General features: G+C 72.1%; 14 protein-coding genes. 6 read left to right on the forward strand and 8 right to left on the reverse strand.

Annotated features, from left to right (window positions below; translation table 11 throughout):
• Positions 1-169: 169 nt before the first annotated feature.
• From ACFXAM_RS07270 to ACFXAM_RS07300, 7 genes are all read right to left on the reverse strand, one after another.
• A complete protein-coding gene (locus tag ACFXAM_RS07270; protein WP_380288300.1) occupies positions 170-2,737 on the reverse strand; it encodes an ABC transporter permease in 2,568 nt (855 codons plus the stop codon).
• A 53-nt stretch (positions 2,738-2,790) separates the two neighbouring features.
• Positions 2,791-3,564, reverse strand: coding sequence for an ABC transporter ATP-binding protein (locus ACFXAM_RS07275; protein ID WP_380288302.1), 774 nt, complete (start codon positions 3,562-3,564; stop codon positions 2,791-2,793).
• A gap of 703 nt (positions 3,565-4,267) precedes the next feature.
• A complete protein-coding gene (locus tag ACFXAM_RS07280; RefSeq protein ID WP_380288304.1) occupies positions 4,268-4,570 on the reverse strand; it encodes a DUF202 domain-containing protein in 303 nt (100 codons plus the stop codon).
• On the reverse strand, positions 4,567-4,962 hold the full coding sequence (locus ACFXAM_RS07285) for a YidH family protein (RefSeq protein ID WP_380288306.1): 396 nt from the start codon (positions 4,960-4,962) through the stop codon (positions 4,567-4,569). The genes ACFXAM_RS07280 and ACFXAM_RS07285 overlap by 4 nt, the downstream gene beginning before the upstream one ends.
• Positions 4,959-5,969 carry a formylglycine-generating enzyme family protein gene (locus ACFXAM_RS07290; protein WP_380288308.1) on the reverse strand — a complete coding sequence of 337 codons (1,011 nt, stop codon included), beginning with the start codon at positions 5,967-5,969 and terminating at the stop codon, positions 4,959-4,961. The genes ACFXAM_RS07285 and ACFXAM_RS07290 overlap by 4 nt, the downstream gene beginning before the upstream one ends.
• A gap of 83 nt (positions 5,970-6,052) precedes the next feature.
• Positions 6,053-7,912 carry a sulfatase-like hydrolase/transferase gene (locus ACFXAM_RS07295; protein WP_380288310.1) on the reverse strand — a complete coding sequence of 620 codons (1,860 nt, stop codon included), beginning with the start codon at positions 7,910-7,912 and terminating at the stop codon, positions 6,053-6,055.
• Between the two features lie 60 nt (positions 7,913-7,972).
• Complete coding sequence (locus ACFXAM_RS07300) at positions 7,973-8,584, reverse strand: TetR/AcrR family transcriptional regulator (protein ID WP_380288312.1); 612 nt, start codon at positions 8,582-8,584, stop codon at positions 7,973-7,975.
• Between the two features lie 134 nt (positions 8,585-8,718).
• Between ACFXAM_RS07300 and ACFXAM_RS07305 the strand changes: the two genes are divergently transcribed.
• Together ACFXAM_RS07305 and ACFXAM_RS07310 are read left to right on the forward strand one after the other, a co-directional pair.
• Positions 8,719-10,017, forward strand: coding sequence for an MFS transporter (locus tag ACFXAM_RS07305; RefSeq protein WP_380288314.1), 1,299 nt, complete (start codon positions 8,719-8,721; stop codon positions 10,015-10,017).
• Positions 10,018-10,069: 52 nt separating this feature from the next.
• Positions 10,070-12,403, forward strand: a complete 2,334-nt coding sequence (locus tag ACFXAM_RS07310; protein ID WP_380288316.1) for a glycoside hydrolase family 3 C-terminal domain-containing protein — start codon at positions 10,070-10,072, stop codon at positions 12,401-12,403.
• A 119-nt stretch (positions 12,404-12,522) separates the two neighbouring features.
• On the opposite strand, the gene ACFXAM_RS07315 is transcribed toward ACFXAM_RS07310, so the two are convergent.
• Positions 12,523-12,714, reverse strand: coding sequence for a hypothetical protein (locus ACFXAM_RS07315; RefSeq protein WP_380288318.1), 192 nt, complete (start codon positions 12,712-12,714; stop codon positions 12,523-12,525).
• 291 nt (positions 12,715-13,005) lie between these two features.
• Between ACFXAM_RS07315 and ACFXAM_RS07320 the strand changes: the two genes are divergently transcribed.
• From ACFXAM_RS07320 to ACFXAM_RS07335, 4 genes are all read left to right on the forward strand, one after another.
• Positions 13,006-13,491 carry a hypothetical protein gene (locus tag ACFXAM_RS07320; protein WP_380288320.1) on the forward strand — a complete coding sequence of 162 codons (486 nt, stop codon included), beginning with the start codon at positions 13,006-13,008 and terminating at the stop codon, positions 13,489-13,491.
• Between the two features lie 102 nt (positions 13,492-13,593).
• Entirely contained in the window at positions 13,594-13,800 is a 207-nt protein-coding gene (locus ACFXAM_RS07325) for a hypothetical protein (RefSeq protein ID WP_380288322.1), read from the forward strand.
• Between the two features lie 72 nt (positions 13,801-13,872).
• Positions 13,873-14,613, forward strand: coding sequence for a hypothetical protein (locus ACFXAM_RS07330; RefSeq protein ID WP_380288324.1), 741 nt, complete (start codon positions 13,873-13,875; stop codon positions 14,611-14,613).
• A gap of 2 nt (positions 14,614-14,615) precedes the next feature.
• Positions 14,616-15,920, forward strand: a complete 1,305-nt coding sequence (locus tag ACFXAM_RS07335; RefSeq protein ID WP_380288326.1) for a UDP-N-acetylglucosamine 1-carboxyvinyltransferase — start codon at positions 14,616-14,618, stop codon at positions 15,918-15,920.
• Position 15,921 lies beyond the last annotated feature (1 nt).

A 15,921-nucleotide genomic window follows, 5' to 3' on the forward strand; every position in this document is an offset into this window, starting at 1 on the left:
GGCCGGGGCCCGTATGGCGTCGTACCGGCTGTCGGCTGGGAGTGTCCGCGCGGATCGACCGGGCGGTCCGCCAGGTTGTTCGGTGTGCGGTGGTCGGCAACGCGCACCGCCCGCCGGGAGCTTCCCGGCGGGCGGTGTCGGTGACGGGGCGGTGCGGTGCGGGCGGTGGCTACTGGCTCTTGATGGCGCCCAGGATGTCCATCCGGGCCGCGCGGTGGGCGGGCCAGAGGGCTGCGAGCAGGCCGGTCACCGCAGCGGCGACCAGGAAGAGCAGGACCTGTGCCGAGGGCACCACCATCGTGATGTTCTTGAAGCTGTCCTCCAGGGTGCGGGTGCCGGCCCAGGCGGTGACGATGCCGAGCAGGACGCCGATCACGCCGCCGAACAGGGCGATCATCAGCGACTCCAGCCGGACCATCCGGCCGATGCCGGAGCGGTCCAGGCCGATCGCCCGGAGCATGCCGATCTCGCGGCGGCGCTCGAACACCGACATCGCCATGGTGTTGACGACGCCGAGCACGGCGATCACCACGGACATGCCCAGCAGGCCGTACATCATGCTCAGCACGGACGTCACCATCCGGCGGTCCTCCGCCTTGATGTCCTTCTCGCCCTTGACGCTGATCAGCGGGTTGCCGCCGGTGGCGTCGCGCAGCGCCTGCTGGAGTTCCGGGGTCGCGCCGCCGGTGCCCTTGACCAGGGCCTTCGTCAGGCCCGTGCCAGGTTCGGTGTGCGGGCCGACCACGGCGTCCGGGGCGATGAGGCCGGCCACCATGCTGCTCGGCTCCACCACGGCGCCGACGCTCAGCGTGCCCGGGGTGCCGTCCGGGTAGGTGACGGTCATCGTCGAGCCGACCGTCAGCCCGTTGCGCTCGGCGTAGCCGGTGGTCACCAGCAGCTTGCCCTGCTTCAGGGCGTCGGTGGTGCCCTGCGTCGCCTTCAGGGCGACCAGCTGGTCGAAGGTGGAGGCGTCCACGGCGGTGAGCCACTCGCGGTCCCCGTCCACGCCGGTTGTGACCGGGATGTCGCGCATCGCGCTCATCGCGGCAACCCCGGGAGCCTTGGCGATCTGGCCGGCGACCTCGGGGGCGAGCATGGAGAAGTTCTCCATGGCGACGGCGTAGTCGGCCTTCAGGTCGTTCGCGGTGGCCTCGTCGACGGCCTTGTTCACCGAGGCGCCGACCACGGTCAGCGCGGTGATCAGGGTGACGCCGATGGTGAGCGCGGAGGCGGTGGCGGCGGTGCGGCGCGGGTTGCGCACGGCGTTCTCGCGCGCCAGCTTGCCCGGGGTGCCGAACAGTTTGCGCAGTGCCGGGGCGAACAGCGCGATCACCGGACGGGACAGCAGCGGGGTGAGCACGAAGACGCCGATCATCAGCGCGCCCGCGCCCGCGCCGACCAGGTTGACCTCCGCGCTCGCCGCGCCGGCCAGCAGCCCGCCCACGCCGAGGGCGGTGAACGACGAGCCGATGACGTTGCGGACCAGCAGGGACTTGTGGGTGGCCGGCTGCTCGGCCGAGCTCATCGCGGCGACCGGCGCGATCCGGGAGGCGCGGCGTGCCGGCAGCCAGGCGGCCAGCACGGTCACCACGACTCCGACGGCGAGCGAGCCGATGACCGTGGAGGGGCCGACCAGCAGCGGGCCGTCCGGCAGGTTGGCCTCCCCCGGGCCGTTGAGCAGGGCACGCAGGCCGGCGGCGATGCCGATGCCGGCCACCAGGCCGCCGAGGGAGGCGCTCACGCCGACCAGCAGGGCTTCGGCCAGCACGGAGAGGGTGATCTGCTTGCGGCTGGCGCCGATCGCGCGCAGCAGCGCCAGCTCCTTGGTGCGCTGAGCGACGAGCATGGTGAAGGTGTTGGCGATGATGAAGACACCGACGAAGAGCGCGATGCCGGCGAAGACCAGCAGGGCGGAGGACAGGCCCTTGGTCGTCGCGGTGATCATCCGGTCCTGCTCGTCGGCGAGTTCGCGGCCGGTGCGGGCCTCGATGTCGTCGGAGGCGGGCAGGGTCTGCCGGACGGCGGCGAGCAGCGCGTTGTCGTCGATGCCGGGCTCGCCCTTGACGTCGATCTCGGCGAACCGGCCCGGGGCCAGGTAGAGCTGCTGGGCGGTGGCGGTGTCGAAGGCGGCGAGCGAGCCGCCGGAGATCACCCGCGGGTCGTTGGTAGTGACGGTCCCGGTGAGCTTCAGGTCCATGACCGGCCCGTTGACGGCGACCCGCACGGTGTCGCCGACCTTGTAGCCGCCCTTGTCGGCGGTCTCGGCGTCCAGGGCCACCTCGCCGGAGGTGCGAGGGCCGCGGCCGTCGACCAGCGGGTAGCGCGGGTCGGTGCCGTCAGCGCCCGGGACGTAGTTGGTGCCGGTGGTGGAGAAGCCGTTGCCGATCAGCGCGCCCTTGCGGTCGGCGATCCCGGCGAAGCCGCTGACCACGCCGCGGGCATCGGCGGCGCCGGGAAGCGCGGCGATCGCCTCGCGGGTGTCCTCGGTGAGGGAGGGGCCGCCGGACGTCCGGTTGCCGTGGTCGTACCCCCTGCTGATAGCGCCGGCATCGGCGTCGCTGACGGTGACGGTGATATCGGTGTAGCTCTTGCTGCTCTGGGAGCGCAGGGCGTTGCCGAGCGTGTCGGTGAACACGAGGGTGCCGGCCACGAAGGCGGTGCCGAGCAGGACGGCGAGCGCCGTCATCAACAGCCGGGCCTTGTGGGCCAGCACATTGCGCAGTGCGGTGCGGTACATGAGGTGGTGTCAGTCCTCTGGTCGACGGAGGGTCGGACGGCTGGCGCGGGGCGTCAGCTGGTGCGGCCCTTGGCGTCGAAGCGGCGCATGCGGTCCAGGACGGCGTCGGCGGTCGGGTGGGTCAGTTCGTCGACGATGCGGCCGTCGGCGAGGAAGACGACGCGGTCGGCGTAGGAGGCGGCGACGGGGTCGTGGGTGACCATGACGACGGTCTGGCCGAGTTCGCGCACGGAGTTGCGCAGGAAGGCGAGGATCTCGGCGCCGGAGCGGGAGTCGAGGTTGCCGGTGGGTTCGTCGGCGAAGATGATGTCGGGCTTGCCGGCCAGGGCGCGGGCGCAGGCGACGCGCTGCTGCTGGCCGCCGGAGAGCTGGCTGGGGCGGTGGGAGAGCCGGCCGGAGAGGCCGACGGTCTCGACGACCTTGTCGAGCCACTGCTTGTCGGCCTTGCGGCCGGCGATGTCCATCGGGAGGGTGATGTTCTCCAGGGCCGTCAGGGTGGGGAGCAGGTTGAAGGCCTGGAAGATGAAGCCGATGTGGTCCCGGCGCAGCTGGGTGAGCTGCTTGTCCTTGAGGCCGACGAGTTCGGTGTCGCCGATGGTGGAGGAGCCGGAGGAGACGGTGTCCAGGCCGGCCATGCAGTGCATCAGGGTGGACTTGCCGGAGCCCGAGGGGCCCATGATCGCGGTGAACTCGCCCTGCGGGAAGGTGACGCTGACGTTGTCGAGGGCGACGACGCGGGTCTCCCCCTCCCCGTAGACCTTGTTCAGACCGGTGGCGCGGGCGGCCGCCCGGCCGGTGCGGACGGCGGTCGTGGTCGACGTGGTCACGGGGGACTCCTGAAGCGTGAGGGAAGAAAAACGGATCACCGAATTCCGTTCAATTCTCGCAACTGACACGAGTCGGACTTATCGGTCCGCGGTAGGGCCACCCGCCACCCTTTCGGATGAACGGCGGGGGGCCTTCTCGTCCTCAGGTATGACGCATACCCTGATTCTTGCGACTAAAGTTTCTCTCCTTATCGGTCTGCCGATCCGCCCCGCTTCCCCGGCCATCCGGGGACCGGAGGGGTATGCCCGCGGCCCGGCCCACGAGCGGCGGGTCTGGTGCGGTGACCCGCCCCGGGTCGACGACGCGCCCATGCACGCGAGGCCGGACCGGCCGCCCGCCCGTGGCCGAACGCGGCGATCGCGGCGCCGACGGCCATCAGCGGGCGAGGCCTGCGGGTGCCGAAGTCGCCGGCCTCTCCGATCAAGCGGCACGAAGACCCGTGGCGGGCAGGACAGTGCCGGCTGCCACCGCCGGTGACGGGTTGGCCGGGGAGGTTGCCGAGCGGTCGATGGACCACGCGACGCCTGCGGGGGTGGCCGCGCTGGGCAAAGGAGGGTCGGCCGCGCAGGCCCCGGGCCCTTCCGCAACGATCCCTGGATGCAGAGCAGACCGAACACCTCGGCCAAACGAAGCCTCATCTCACCTATGGATCAAGCGCCCAAGCCGGTCCCCGAGGCGGCGGAGAGGCCCCGCCCCTCCGCCTCAGCCGTCGGCCGGGTGGATCACCATGGTCGCCGCGAGCACGGCGAGCGCGATCGTGCACGCCGCTGCCGTCAGCGCGCCGCGCGGGGACAGCGGACGCGGCCGCGACACCCCCACCCCGAGCACGCGTCGATGAGCCGTGCGCAGGAAGCCCAGCCAGGTGAGGGCGATCAGCGGGATCACCGACAGCGGGACCTGTTTGACCGCCAGCAGCGCCGCCACCGTGTACGACAGCGTCGTTCGCCGCCAGGCCAGCCGGGTGCGCTCGGGTTGGAGTCCGGGATCCCGTCCCTCCGTCGTCACGGACCCTCCCAGCCGAAGAGGACCACCACCGCCATCGTCACGGCCACGGTCGCCACGCCCAGGCCGAGCACTGTCGGGAACCGCGAGACCGGAAGGTCCTTGCCGAGACGCATCGCCCGCTCGCATCGCACCCAGTGGTTGACCGCCCGCAGTGCGCAGAGAACCCCTGCGGCCAGGAGTGCGAGCGCCAGTCCGGCGCGGACACCGCGGGCCAGCTCCGGCAGGAACTGGTCGACGGCGAACCCGCCGCCGATCAGCGCCAGCGCCGTCCGGATCCAGGCGAGGAAGGTGCGCTCATTGGCCAGCGAGAACCGGTAGTCGGGGGTGTCCCCCTCGTCGTGGATGCGCTGCGGCGCGAACCACAGCCGCAGGATCCGTATGCGTTCGTTCATGGGGAGACCGTGCGGAAGCCGGCGTTGGCCATGGACGAGTCGGGGGTGTTCGAGGTTCGGGCCGCGTTGCGGTAGCGGTTGCAGTAGCTGTCGTGGCAGAGGAAGGACCCGCCTCGCATGACCCTCGGCGCATCGGGCATCGGGCCGGCCGGGCCGGTGGGATCGTGCACGGTCCCTGCCGCGAAGTCCCGGGAGTAGGTGTCCACGGCCCACGCGTCGGCGCACCATTCCCAGACGTTGCCGACGGCCTGCCAGAGTCCGTAGGCGTTGGGGGCGTAGGTGCGCACGGGGGCCGTGGTGAGGAAGCCGTCGTCCATCGTGTTCTCCGCGGGGAAGGCGCCCTGCCAGATGTTCAGCCGCCAGCCGGAGCGTTCGCCCTCCTGCGCGCCGAGGTCGTCGCCCCAGGGGTAGCGCCTGCCGTCGAGTCCGCCGCGCGCGGCGGCCTCCCACTGGGCTTCGGTGGGCAGGGCGCGGCCGGCCCAGGCGCAGTAGGCCTGGGCGTCGTTCCAGGAGATGTGGACCGCGGGGTGCTCGTCCAGCCCCTCGATCGACGATCCTGGGCCGCCCGGGTGGCGCCAGTCCGCGCCCCGGACGCCGCGCCACCACGGGGTCTGCGGCGGCTGTCCGAGGATGTCGCGGGGGTCGGCGGCGAGTGCGAGGTGGAAGACGGCGGAGAAGCCGAAGGTCTCCGCTTCGGTGCGGTACCCGGTCGCGGCCGCGAACTTCGCCCAGTCGGCGTTGGTGACGCTGGTCGTGTCGATGGCGAAGGCGGTGAGGGACACCGGGTGGACCGGGGTCTCGCCGTCGGCCGGTGCGCCGTCGCCGTGGGCGTCGCCCATCCGGAAGGTCTGCGCGGGGATGTGTGCCTGCGGGACGGTGTGCGCGGACGGCCGCGCCGGCTTCGGGTGCCCGGCCGGGGGCGCGGGGACGGACGGGGGCGGGGGGACGGCGGGCCCGGTGGCGCGCTGGCGGGCGCAGCAGCTGGTGCGGTGCTCGGGTCGGTCCATGGTGCTTCCTTGCGGGGTGTGGGCCGCGACCGTGCCCGGGCCGGGTGGGCGGCTCGGGCACGGTCGCGGCCCGGAAGGGGCGGTCAGCGCTTGAACGCGGCCAGGAGGGGGGCGGGGTCGTACACGGCTGCGTCCGGCGTGTACTCGTCGTCGAGCAGCAGGCGCAGGTAGCGTCCGGCGCTGCTGAGGTACTCGCTGCCGGAGGTCGCGGCCGCGTCGACGACCTGCCGGTACGGGCGCACCCGGTCGAGGTCGAGGTAGGTGAGGGCGTTGACCGCCTCCAGCCGGGCCCACGGGGTGCTCTCCGACGCCGCCACGCGGGCGAGGGCCCGGTAGGCGTCTTCGTCGCCGGTCAGTCGGGCGAGGGCCTCCGCGGCGTGGACGACGACGGACGGCTCGGGGTCGGCGAGGGCCGCGCGGAGCGGGGCCGCCGCGTCGGGGACACCGGGGGTGAGCCGGAGGATGCCGATGGCGGCCCAGCGGCGCACGGTCGCATCGTCGTCGCCGAGGGCGGTCAGCAGTTCCGGGAGGACGGAGCTGTCGCGCTCCAGCCCGCGGTCGGCGAGGTCGAGGATCCGCTCCAGGGGGTAGGCGCCGGGGGCGCGGCTCGCGTCCCAGCCGAGGAGCGGCGAGTCCTCGGGCAGGAAGCCGTTGTCGTGGCCGGCGAGGATGTGCTCGCGCAGCGCCTGCCGCAGCTGGGCCTCGACCTCGGCGAACTCGGGGCGTCCGGCCAGGTTCTCGACCTCGTCCGGGTCGGCGTCCACGTCGTACAGTTCGACCGGCTCGGCGGGCAGCCACCACCGCTCCTGCTCGGGGGTCAGCCGCCCGGCGGTGTGCTCCGCCTCCCAGGAGCGGAAGGCGGCCGCGTTCCAGGCGAAGGCCTGGTGCTGGATCACGGGGCGGTGCGGCGTGTAGGTGCGCAGGTAGCGGAAGCGGCGGCTGCGGACGGTGCGCACCAGGCTGAAGCGCTCGTCCATCCGGCCGCGTTCGCCGAACGCGAGCGCGGGCCCGGTCGGCCCGGTCGGTTCGGTCAGCGGCTGCTCCGCCATCTGCGGGGGGACGGGGAGGCCGGCGAGGGCGAGCAGGGTCGGGGCGACGGACAGCGTCGAGACCGGCTCGGGGTGGCGGGATCCGGCGGGTGCCAGCCGCCCGGCGAGCCGGGGCGGGGCGGACACCAGCAGCGGCACGTGCAGGCCCTCGTCGTAGAGGTAGCGCTTGCTCCTCGGGGTGACGCCGCCGTGGTCGGAGGTGAGGAGCACGACGGTGTCCTCGGCGAGGCCGTCCTCGGCCAGTTGGCCGAGCAGGCCGGCGACGAACGTGTCCAGCCGGGCGACGGCGCTGTAGTAGCGGGAGAAGTCCGACCGGACCTCGGGGGTGTCCGGCAGGTAGCGGGGCAGGCGGATCGCTTCGAGCGGTACGGCGGGCGTCAGCGGCTCGCCGAACACCGCGGACGATCCGATCGCGCGCGCGAGCGGGGAGTTCGCGTCGAAGACCGACGACTCGTGCGTCGGGTCGTAGTTGAACACGGCGAGGAACGGTGCTCCGGCGGGCCGGTTTCGCCAGTGCGCCGTCCGGGAGGACTCGTCCCAGATCGCGTTCGCGTCCACGTCGAGGTTGTAGTCGGTCTTCGCGTTGTTGGTGCAGTAGTACCCGGCGTCGCGGAAGATCTCGGGGTAGGTCGCCATCCAGTCCGGGCGGGCGGCGACGGCGCGCATCCGGTCGGCGGGCGAGTGGCTCTCGGGCGCGATGCCGGTGAGCAGGGCGAAGCGCGAGGGCGAGCACACCGGGGCCGGGGAGTAGGCGCGCTCGTAGAGCACCCCACGCGAGGCGACGGCATCGATGGCCGGCGTCACGGCGTGCGCGTCGCCGTAGCAGCCGAACCAGGGCGGGCAGTCCTCCGAGACGATCCAGAGGATGTTCGGCCGTTCCGCGACAGTTCCCATGACGAGCCTCCTATATCTACCGACTACTCGGTAGATATAGCAGGCCGGACGGGGATCGCGCTACGGCGCCGCCCGAAGGTGCCGGGTGGCCTGCTCGAAAGTGTCGAGCAGGTCCATCGCGGGCCGGTGGAGCGCCTGGAGCTGCAGGCCGTCCATCAGGGCGATCAGTGACGCGGCGGCGGCCCCGGGGTCGACGCCGGCGGCGATCCGGCCCTGCTCCGCCTCCGAGCGCAGCTGTTCGGCGAAGTGGGCGTGCATGGTCTCGTACCGGCGGAGGAAGTACTCGTGGGCCGGATGCTCCGGATCGGTCGCCTCCGCGGCCAGGGTGACGAAGAGCCGCATGAAGCCGGGGTCGTCGCGGTTGCGCCGCAGCACGAAGCGGCAGGCCCCGAGCACACCCTCCGCCTCGATCGCCTCGTCGAGCTTGGCCTGGGTGAGCGCGTTGCGCTGCTCCAGCGTCGTCAGCAGGAGCTGTTCCTTGGTGGGGAAGTAGTGCAGCAGGCCCTGGATGGTCAGGCCGACCTCGTCGGCGACGGCCTTGAGGGAGCCCTGCCGGTAGCCCTGCTGGCCGAAGACGGCGATGGCCGCCTCGACGATCTGGGCCCGGCGGCGTTCCGGCGAGGTGCGCGGCGCACGCGTCCTCGGGTGAGCGGTGGGTGCGACATCCGTCATGCCTGAATCGTAGTGCCGCACCCATTGTGTTACCTACCGAGTGCTCGGTATATATACCGGACGCCCTCGGGCCGATGAGGGCAAAGCGGGAGAAAGGTCGCATCGTCGTGGACTACGAGAGATCCATCGCTCCAATGGACGTGCCAGTCGGCGGACCGGCCGGCCTCACCGCCGCCGAGGCGTCCGGCGCGGACCGCGAGCACCACCCCGGAAAGCTCGTCTCGGCGGGATTCCAGGCCTCGCTGTTCCTCGCGTTCCTCGGCGTGTGGACCGCCCTGCTGCCCGCGACCAGCATCACCCTGGCGCTGCGGGTGAACCAGATCGACCCCGACGGGAAGGCGGCCAGCCTCTCGCTCGTGCTCGGCGTCGGCGCGTTCGTCGCCCTCGTCGGGCAGAACCTGTTCGGAGCGCTGAGCGACCGCACCACCAGCCGGTTCGGGATGCGCAAGCCCTGGATCGCCTCCGGCATGGTCACCGGCGCCGCCAGCCTGCTGCTCCTCGCCTCGGCCGACAGCATCCCGCTGCTCGTGCTCGCCTGGGCGCTGACGCAGCTGACCTTCAACGCACTGATCGCCGGCCTCAACCCGGTCATCCCCGACCAGGTGCCGAAGCGTCAACTCGGCCGCGTCTCAGGGCTGATGGGCATCACCCAGGTGCTCGCCGGGGTCGGCGGCGCTTTCCTCGCGCAGCTGTTCCTGCCCAACCTGACGGCCGCCATGCTGATCCCCGGACTGTTCATGCTGGTCTTCGTGACGGTGTTCCTGCGCGTCCTGAAGGACCGCCGGGCCAAGCGCGAGGACCTGCCGCCGTTCAGCCTGCTGACCTTGCTCAAGGCGTTCTGGACGAGCCCGCGCGAAGCCCCCGACTTCGCGCTGGCCTGGATCTCCCGGCTGATGGTCATGTTCGGCAACATGACGCTGGCGAACTACCAACTGTTCTTCCTGCTCGACCGGTTCGGCTACACCGAGGACAACGTCGGCCCTGCGGTACTGCTCCTCACGGTTATCAACGCGGTCACGGCGATCCCCACCAGCATCGTCTTCGGGCGGATCTCCGACCGCCTGGGCCGCCGGAAGATCTTCGTGCTGGTCTCCGCGATCGTCCTCTCGGTCGCCCACATCGTCGCCGGCTTCGCGCCGAACTTCGCGACCTTCGTCGCCTCCTCGGTGATCGCCGGCTTCGCGATGGGCGCCTATCTGTCGGTCGACCAGGCGCTGGTCGCGGAGGTGCTGCCCTCCCGTACGGACGTGGCCAAGGACATGGCCGTGCTGCACCTCGCGAACGTGCTGCCCCAGACGCTGGTGCCGGTCACCGCGCCCCTGTTCCTGATGATCGGCGGCGGGTCGAGCAACTACCCCGCCCTGTTCCTCGGCGGCGCCGTCATCGCCATCGTCGGCGCCGTCGCGAACCAGTTCATCCGATCCGTCCGCTGAGCCGGCACCGGACGGAACCACCACAACCCTCCAGAGAACGGAAGCGGAATCCATGACCGACACCACCACCCGGGCGGCCGCGGTGCCCGACCAGGTGCGCGATCTCACCCTGGCCGAGAAGGCCTCGCTGACCAGCGGCGCGAGCTTCTGGCGCACCAAGGCCGTCGAGCGCCACGGCATACCCTTGATCATGCTCACCGACGGCCCGCACGGCCTGCGCAAGCAGCGGGAGGGAGGCGACCACCTCGGCCTCGGCGGGAGCGTCCCGGCCACCTGCTTCCCGCCCGCCGTCGGCCTCGGATCCTCCTGGGACGCCGACCTCGCCCGCCGGGTCGGTGAGGCGCTCGGCACCGAGGCGGCGATCGAGGACGTCGCGGTGCTGCTCGGCCCCGGCATCAACATCAAGCGCTCGCCGCTGTGCGGCCGCAACTTCGAGTACCTCTCCGAGGACCCGGTCGTCTCCGGCGTGCTCGGAGCCGCACTGGTCAAGGGCATCCAGTCCAAGGGAGTGGGGGCCTCGCTCAAGCACTACGCCGCCAACAACCAGGAGGACGACCGGCTGCGCGCGTCGAGCGACGTCGACCCGCGCCCACTGCGCGAGATCTACCTGCGCGGCTTCCAGCGCGTGGTCCAGGACGCGCAGCCGTGGACGGTGATGTGCTCGTACAACCGCATCAACGGCGTGTACGCCTCCGAGGACCCCTGGCTGCTCACCAGCGTGCTGCGCGACGAGTGGGGCTTCCGGGGCCTGGTGGTGTCGGACTGGGGCGCGGTCGACGACCGCGTCAAGGCCGTCGCGGCGGGCCTGGATCTCGAAATGCCCTCGTCGAACGGCGTGACGGACGCCCTGATCGTCGCCGCGGTCGAAGACGGGACGCTCGACGAGAGCGTGGTCGACACCGCCGCGGGACGTGTCGTCGACCTCGTCCGCAAGGCGCGGGCGGGCGCGGGCGCCGTCGAGGGGCCGCTCGACGTCGACGCGCACCACGCCCTGGCCCGTGAGGCGGCCGGCCGCTCGATCGTGCTGCTCAAGAACGACGGAGCGCTGCTGCCGCTGGCCAGGGACACCCGCATCGCCGTCATCGGCGAGTTCGCCGGGAAGCCGCGCTACCAGGGCGCCGGCTCGTCGCTGATCAATCCGACCCGCCTGGACAACGCGCTCGACGAGATCCGCGCGCTCTCCACCGGCACCGTGCTCCACGCCCAGGGCTTCGCGAGCGCGCTCGGGACGACGGACGACGAGGCCGCGTCGCTGCGGGAGGAGGCGGTGGCCACGGCGGCCGGCGCCGACGTCGTCGTCCTCTTCCTGGGGCTTCCGGCGCGGCTGGAGTCCGAAGGGTACGACCGCGAGGACATCGAGCTTCCCGCCGTTCAGATCGAACTGCTCGACGCCGTGCTCGACGCCAACCCGAATACGGCGGTCGTCCTCTCCAACGGTGGCGTCGTGGCGCTGCCGTTCGCCGACCGGGTGCCGGCGATCCTCGAAGGCTGGCTGCTGGGCCAGGCCGGCGGTGGCGCGACCGCCGACGTCCTGTTCGGCGAGGTCAACCCGTCGGGCAAGCTCACCGAGACGATCCCGCTCCGGCTGGAGGACACCCCCGCCTTCCTGGACTTCCCCGGTGAGTTCTCGCGCGTGCGGTACGGCGAGGGCCTGTTCGTCGGGTACCGCTGGTACGACGCGCGCCGGATGGCGGTGGCGTTCCCGTTCGGCCACGGCCTGTCGTACACCACCTTCGCGTACGGGGCCGCCTCCGCCGCAGTCAACGCCGCGGGCGACATCGACGTGACGGTGACGGTCACCAACACCGGCGACAGGGAGGGCCGCGAGGTCGTGCAGGTCTACACCGCACTTCCCGGTGGCGGCGTGCAGCGTCCGGTACGGGAGCTGAAGGCGTTCGCCTCGGTGAACCTCGCGCCGGGCGAGGCACGCGAGATCACCTTGACGGTGCGCCGCGAGGACCTCGCGTACTGGGACGTCCGCGCGGACCGCTGGGTCGTGGAGGGCGGCGCCTACGCCGTCGACGTCGCCGCCTCCAGCCGCGACATCCGCTCGACCACCACCGTCGAGGTCGCCGGCGACCGGCTCGTCCTGCCGCTGTCGCGGACGTCGACCCTCGGTGAGGCCCTGGGGCACCCCGTCGCCGGTCCGGTCCTCCAAGCCGCGCTCGACCAGATGCTCGGCAGCGCGGACGCTGCCGCGTCGGTCATGCCCGAGGGCGTCGACCTCTCCAAGATGCTGGAGTCTTTCCCCATCGGCCGCCTCGGCATGCTGGCCGCACTGGGCGACGGGGACGGTGGTGAAGGCGGAGGCGGAGGCGATCTGGCGGACCGGATCGACGGTCTCATCGCCATCGCCAACGCCCCCGGGCAGCACGACGTGAGCTGAACCACGCGCCTCCCGGGCTTCCTCCCCCCGGCGACCCTGAAGAGGCGCCGAGCGTCATACTGAGGGACGCGGGCTGCCCTGCGGCCCGCGTCCGGCCCGGTACTGCGGGGCGGATGCCCTCACGCCACAGGCCGAGGGCCCGTCCAGGTGTCCTTGGTCTCGCGCCGGGTCGGCTCCTTCTGCGGGCAGAAGCCAGGCATGCGCCCGCAGCGGTCGCCGTAGCCGTGCCGGTACTTGGGTCGCAGCCGGCCGCACTTGACCCAGGCGACGCCGCGGTTGAAGTCGACGTCCTTGCGCTGGAACCCGAGCACCTCTCCCTGCGGCAGGCCGTGCCCAGGGCAAGCTACGTGCCGAACGGCATGGTGGATGCCAGGTTCGATCCGAAAGCACTACACCGTGACCCTGACCATCGGTACGGTAGCGATCCGTAGTGGCTTCAACACGGCATCGGGGGCCAGCGTGGGGGGCAGTGGCATCACGTTCGGCAAGTTCATCGCGCTCCGTCGCGCCGAGATGGAGTGGACCCAGCTCCGTCTCGCCGCCGAGCTCGACCGCAGCGAGGTCTGGATGTCGCTGGTCGAACGGGACTTGCAACCACCACGGTGTCCGAGCCCGACCGCCTGGGCATCCGCGGAGATCTGTACGCCACTGCGGCCTACACCGCCGCGAAGACCGGAGACCGCGCCTACGCGCACTCGCTGATCCGGGAGGCCGCCGACAGCGCCGCAGCCGCCAGCCGGGCCTCCGGCCTGATGGACGGCGTCCAGGGCGTCGCCCTGCACGAGTTGTCGGTGCACTACGAGCTCGGCGACGCCGGGCGGGCGATCGAACTGGCCTCCACCATCGACCCCACCGCGCTGCCGACCGCCGAACGTCAAGCGCGCTTCTTCACCGACGTGGCCCGCGCGTTCGACCAGTGGGGCAAGCCCGAACAGTGCTACCGGGCTCTGTTGGCCGCCGAGGAGGCGGCCCCGCAGGAAGTCCGCCGGGGTGCCGTCCGCAGCCTCGCCAGCACCCTGCTGCGGCACGACCGCAAGCTGCCCGGAGTCCGGGACTTCGCCGCCCGCGCGGGCGTGCAGATCATCTGACCCGTAGCCGGACTACGGGCCGTAGTCCGGCTACGGATCCGGCCTTTCGCCCGGCAGTTCACTGGGAACGTCCACCCCTCCCCCGCTGCCGAAGGCCCTCCCATGCCAACGCCCAGCACCTCCCCGCCGCCCGCCGACCGGCGGCACGCCGCCCCGGCGGACCGCGACCGGCTCGGCACCTTCGTCACCGCCTCCTGGGCCGCCCTGCACTTGCCCGTGCTCGCCCTGCTCGGCCTCGCTGTCCACGACCACCCCTCCGAGGCCAGCCCCCGGATGGCGGCGACCGTGCCGGACCTGCCTGCCGACTGAGGCCCCGGGGCCGCCGCACCGGCCCCGCCCCCTTCTTCTCTTCCACTCGCTCGTCCGAGAGGAGATCCAGCCATGCACCGGCTGACCGACGCGCCCACCCTCCACACCGAGCTGGAGCGCATCGACTACCGCACCACGCCCGCGTACTACTTCGACATCGAGCAGGTCACCGACCCGGTCGTGCTGGAGCTGCTGAACTGCTGCCCGACCGTGTTCGGCCTCAAGAAGGCCATCACCGACCTGCTGGCCGGCAACCTGGACATCCCGCTGCCGGACGCGACCGGGACCATCGAGCCCGGCGCCACCGTTCGGGGCCGCGTGATCGTGGCACCCGGAGCCGTCATCACCGAAGGCGCGTTCGTCACCGGCCCGGTGCTGGTCTGCCCCGGCGCGGTGATCGAGGCTGGCGCCCGGGTGCGCGACAACACCGTCGTCGGCCCTGGCTGCCAGATCGGCTTCGGAGCCGAGGTCACCCGCTCCCTGCTGACCGGCGGCGTCTTCATGAAGCACACCAGCTTCGTCGGGGACTCCGTGCTCGGCCTCGGCGTCAACATCGGCGCGTTCGTGTCCACCACCGGCCTGCGGGTCACCTCCGGACCGGTCACCGAACCGGCCACCGAAGAGGTCTGCGCCCACCTCGACGGCCGCCGCATCGCCACCGGCCAGACGAAGTTCGGCGCGGTGATCGGCGACGGCGTGATCGTTCCCGCCGGCACCGTGCTCCAGCCCGCCACCCTGATCGGCGCACACACCCTGCTCTATCCGAAGACCCAGGTCGGAGGCTTCTTCCCGGCCGGAAGCCAGGGAAGGTGACCATGCCCACCACCGACACCACCACCATGACCGACCAGCGGGCCGTACGGATCACCGGGGGCCACCGCCTCACCGGCACCGCCACCGTCCAGGGCAGCAAGAACATCGCCCTGCACCTGTACGCCGCCGCGATCCTCGCCGACGACCCGCTCACCCTGACCGGTGCGCCCGAGATCCTGGACACCCTGGTCGTCGCCGACATCCTGCACCGCACCGGCACCCGCGCAACCGTGACCGACGACGAGTTCGCCACCCGACCGGCCGATTCCTACTTCCCGGTCATCCCGGACGACCTCGGACGGCGCATCCGCACCACCCCGGTGATGGGCGGCGCTCTGCTGGCCCGCACCGGCAAGGTCACTTTCCCCACCCCCGGCGGGGACGCCTTCTGCGCCCGCTACATCGACCGGCACCTGGCCGCGATGGAAGCCGCCGGGGCCGAGGTCGAGGTGAACCGGGGCCGGGTGCGGGCCCGCTTCACCGGTAAGCGGCTGCCGTTCATCACCGACGCCGAGACCCGCTCGTGGGGGCCGAGCCTGGGCGCGACGGTCACCGCGATGCTGCTGGCCGCCCGCACCCCGGGCACCTCCGCGATCCTCAACCCCAGCGTGGAGCCCGAGGTCACCCACACCGCCGCCCTGCTCTCGCAGGCCGGCGTCGGCATCGAGTGGCGGGGCAGGAAGGCCCTGAACGTCACCGGCACCGACCGCATCCGGGGCGGGGTGTTCACCGTGCCGCCGGACCGGTTGGAGGCCGCCACCCTCGCGCTGGCCGCCGCCATCACCGGCGGCACCGTCCACCTGGACGGCTTCCCGCCGGCCGCGTTCCCGGACGGGCTGGTGTCGGTGTTCGCCGATGCCGGAGTCCAGCTCGACCCGCTGGACGGCGGCACGGTCGTCAGCACCCCGGCCGGGCCTCGGCCGGTGCAGATGGCCACCGGCCCGCACCCGAGCTTTCCGACCGACGTGCAGCCGCAGCTGACCGCCTTCCTCACCCAGGCCGAGGGCACCTCCCGCATCGACGAGCGGATCTACACCCAGCGCGACACCCACCTGCTGGCCTTGGCAGCGTTCGGCGCGGCCGTCAACGCGACCGGCTCGGTCATCACCGTCCGGGGACGGTCCGCCCTCACCGGCGCCGGCGTGGCCGGGGAGGACATCCGGGCGGTGACCGCTCTCGTGATCGCCGCGCTGGCCGCCGAGGGCACCTCTACGATCCGAGGGATGTACCACCTGCGGCGCGGATACGGCAGCCTGCTGCCGAAGTTGGCCGCGCTCGGTGCCGACCTGACGATCGACCAGGAGTAGC

It is taken from the genome of Kitasatospora sp. NPDC059462, from assembly GCF_042749955.1.
Classification (GTDB): domain Bacteria; phylum Actinomycetota; class Actinomycetes; order Streptomycetales; family Streptomycetaceae; genus Kitasatospora.

Coding starts and splice junctions, on each gene's coding strand:
- ACFXAM_RS07270 (WP_380288300.1), bottom strand. CDS start 2,737: ATGTACCGCACCGCACTGCGCAATGTGCTGGCCCACAAGGCCCGGCTG.
- ACFXAM_RS07285 (WP_380288306.1), bottom strand. CDS start 4,962: ATGAACGAACGCATACGGATCCTGCGGCTGTGGTTCGCGCCGCAGCGC.
- ACFXAM_RS07290 (WP_380288308.1), bottom strand. CDS start 5,969: ATGGACCGACCCGAGCACCGCACCAGCTGCTGCGCCCGCCAGCGCGCC.
- ACFXAM_RS07295 (WP_380288310.1), bottom strand. CDS start 7,912: ATGGGAACTGTCGCGGAACGGCCGAACATCCTCTGGATCGTCTCGGAG.
- ACFXAM_RS07300 (WP_380288312.1), bottom strand. CDS start 8,584: ATGACGGATGTCGCACCCACCGCTCACCCGAGGACGCGTGCGCCGCGC.
- ACFXAM_RS07305 (WP_380288314.1), top strand. CDS start 8,719: ATGGACGTGCCAGTCGGCGGACCGGCCGGCCTCACCGCCGCCGAGGCG.
- ACFXAM_RS07310 (WP_380288316.1), top strand. CDS start 10,070: ATGACCGACACCACCACCCGGGCGGCCGCGGTGCCCGACCAGGTGCGC.
- ACFXAM_RS07325 (WP_380288322.1), top strand. CDS start 13,594: ATGCCAACGCCCAGCACCTCCCCGCCGCCCGCCGACCGGCGGCACGCC.
- ACFXAM_RS07330 (WP_380288324.1), top strand. CDS start 13,873: ATGCACCGGCTGACCGACGCGCCCACCCTCCACACCGAGCTGGAGCGC.
- ACFXAM_RS07335 (WP_380288326.1), top strand. CDS start 14,616: ATGCCCACCACCGACACCACCACCATGACCGACCAGCGGGCCGTACGG.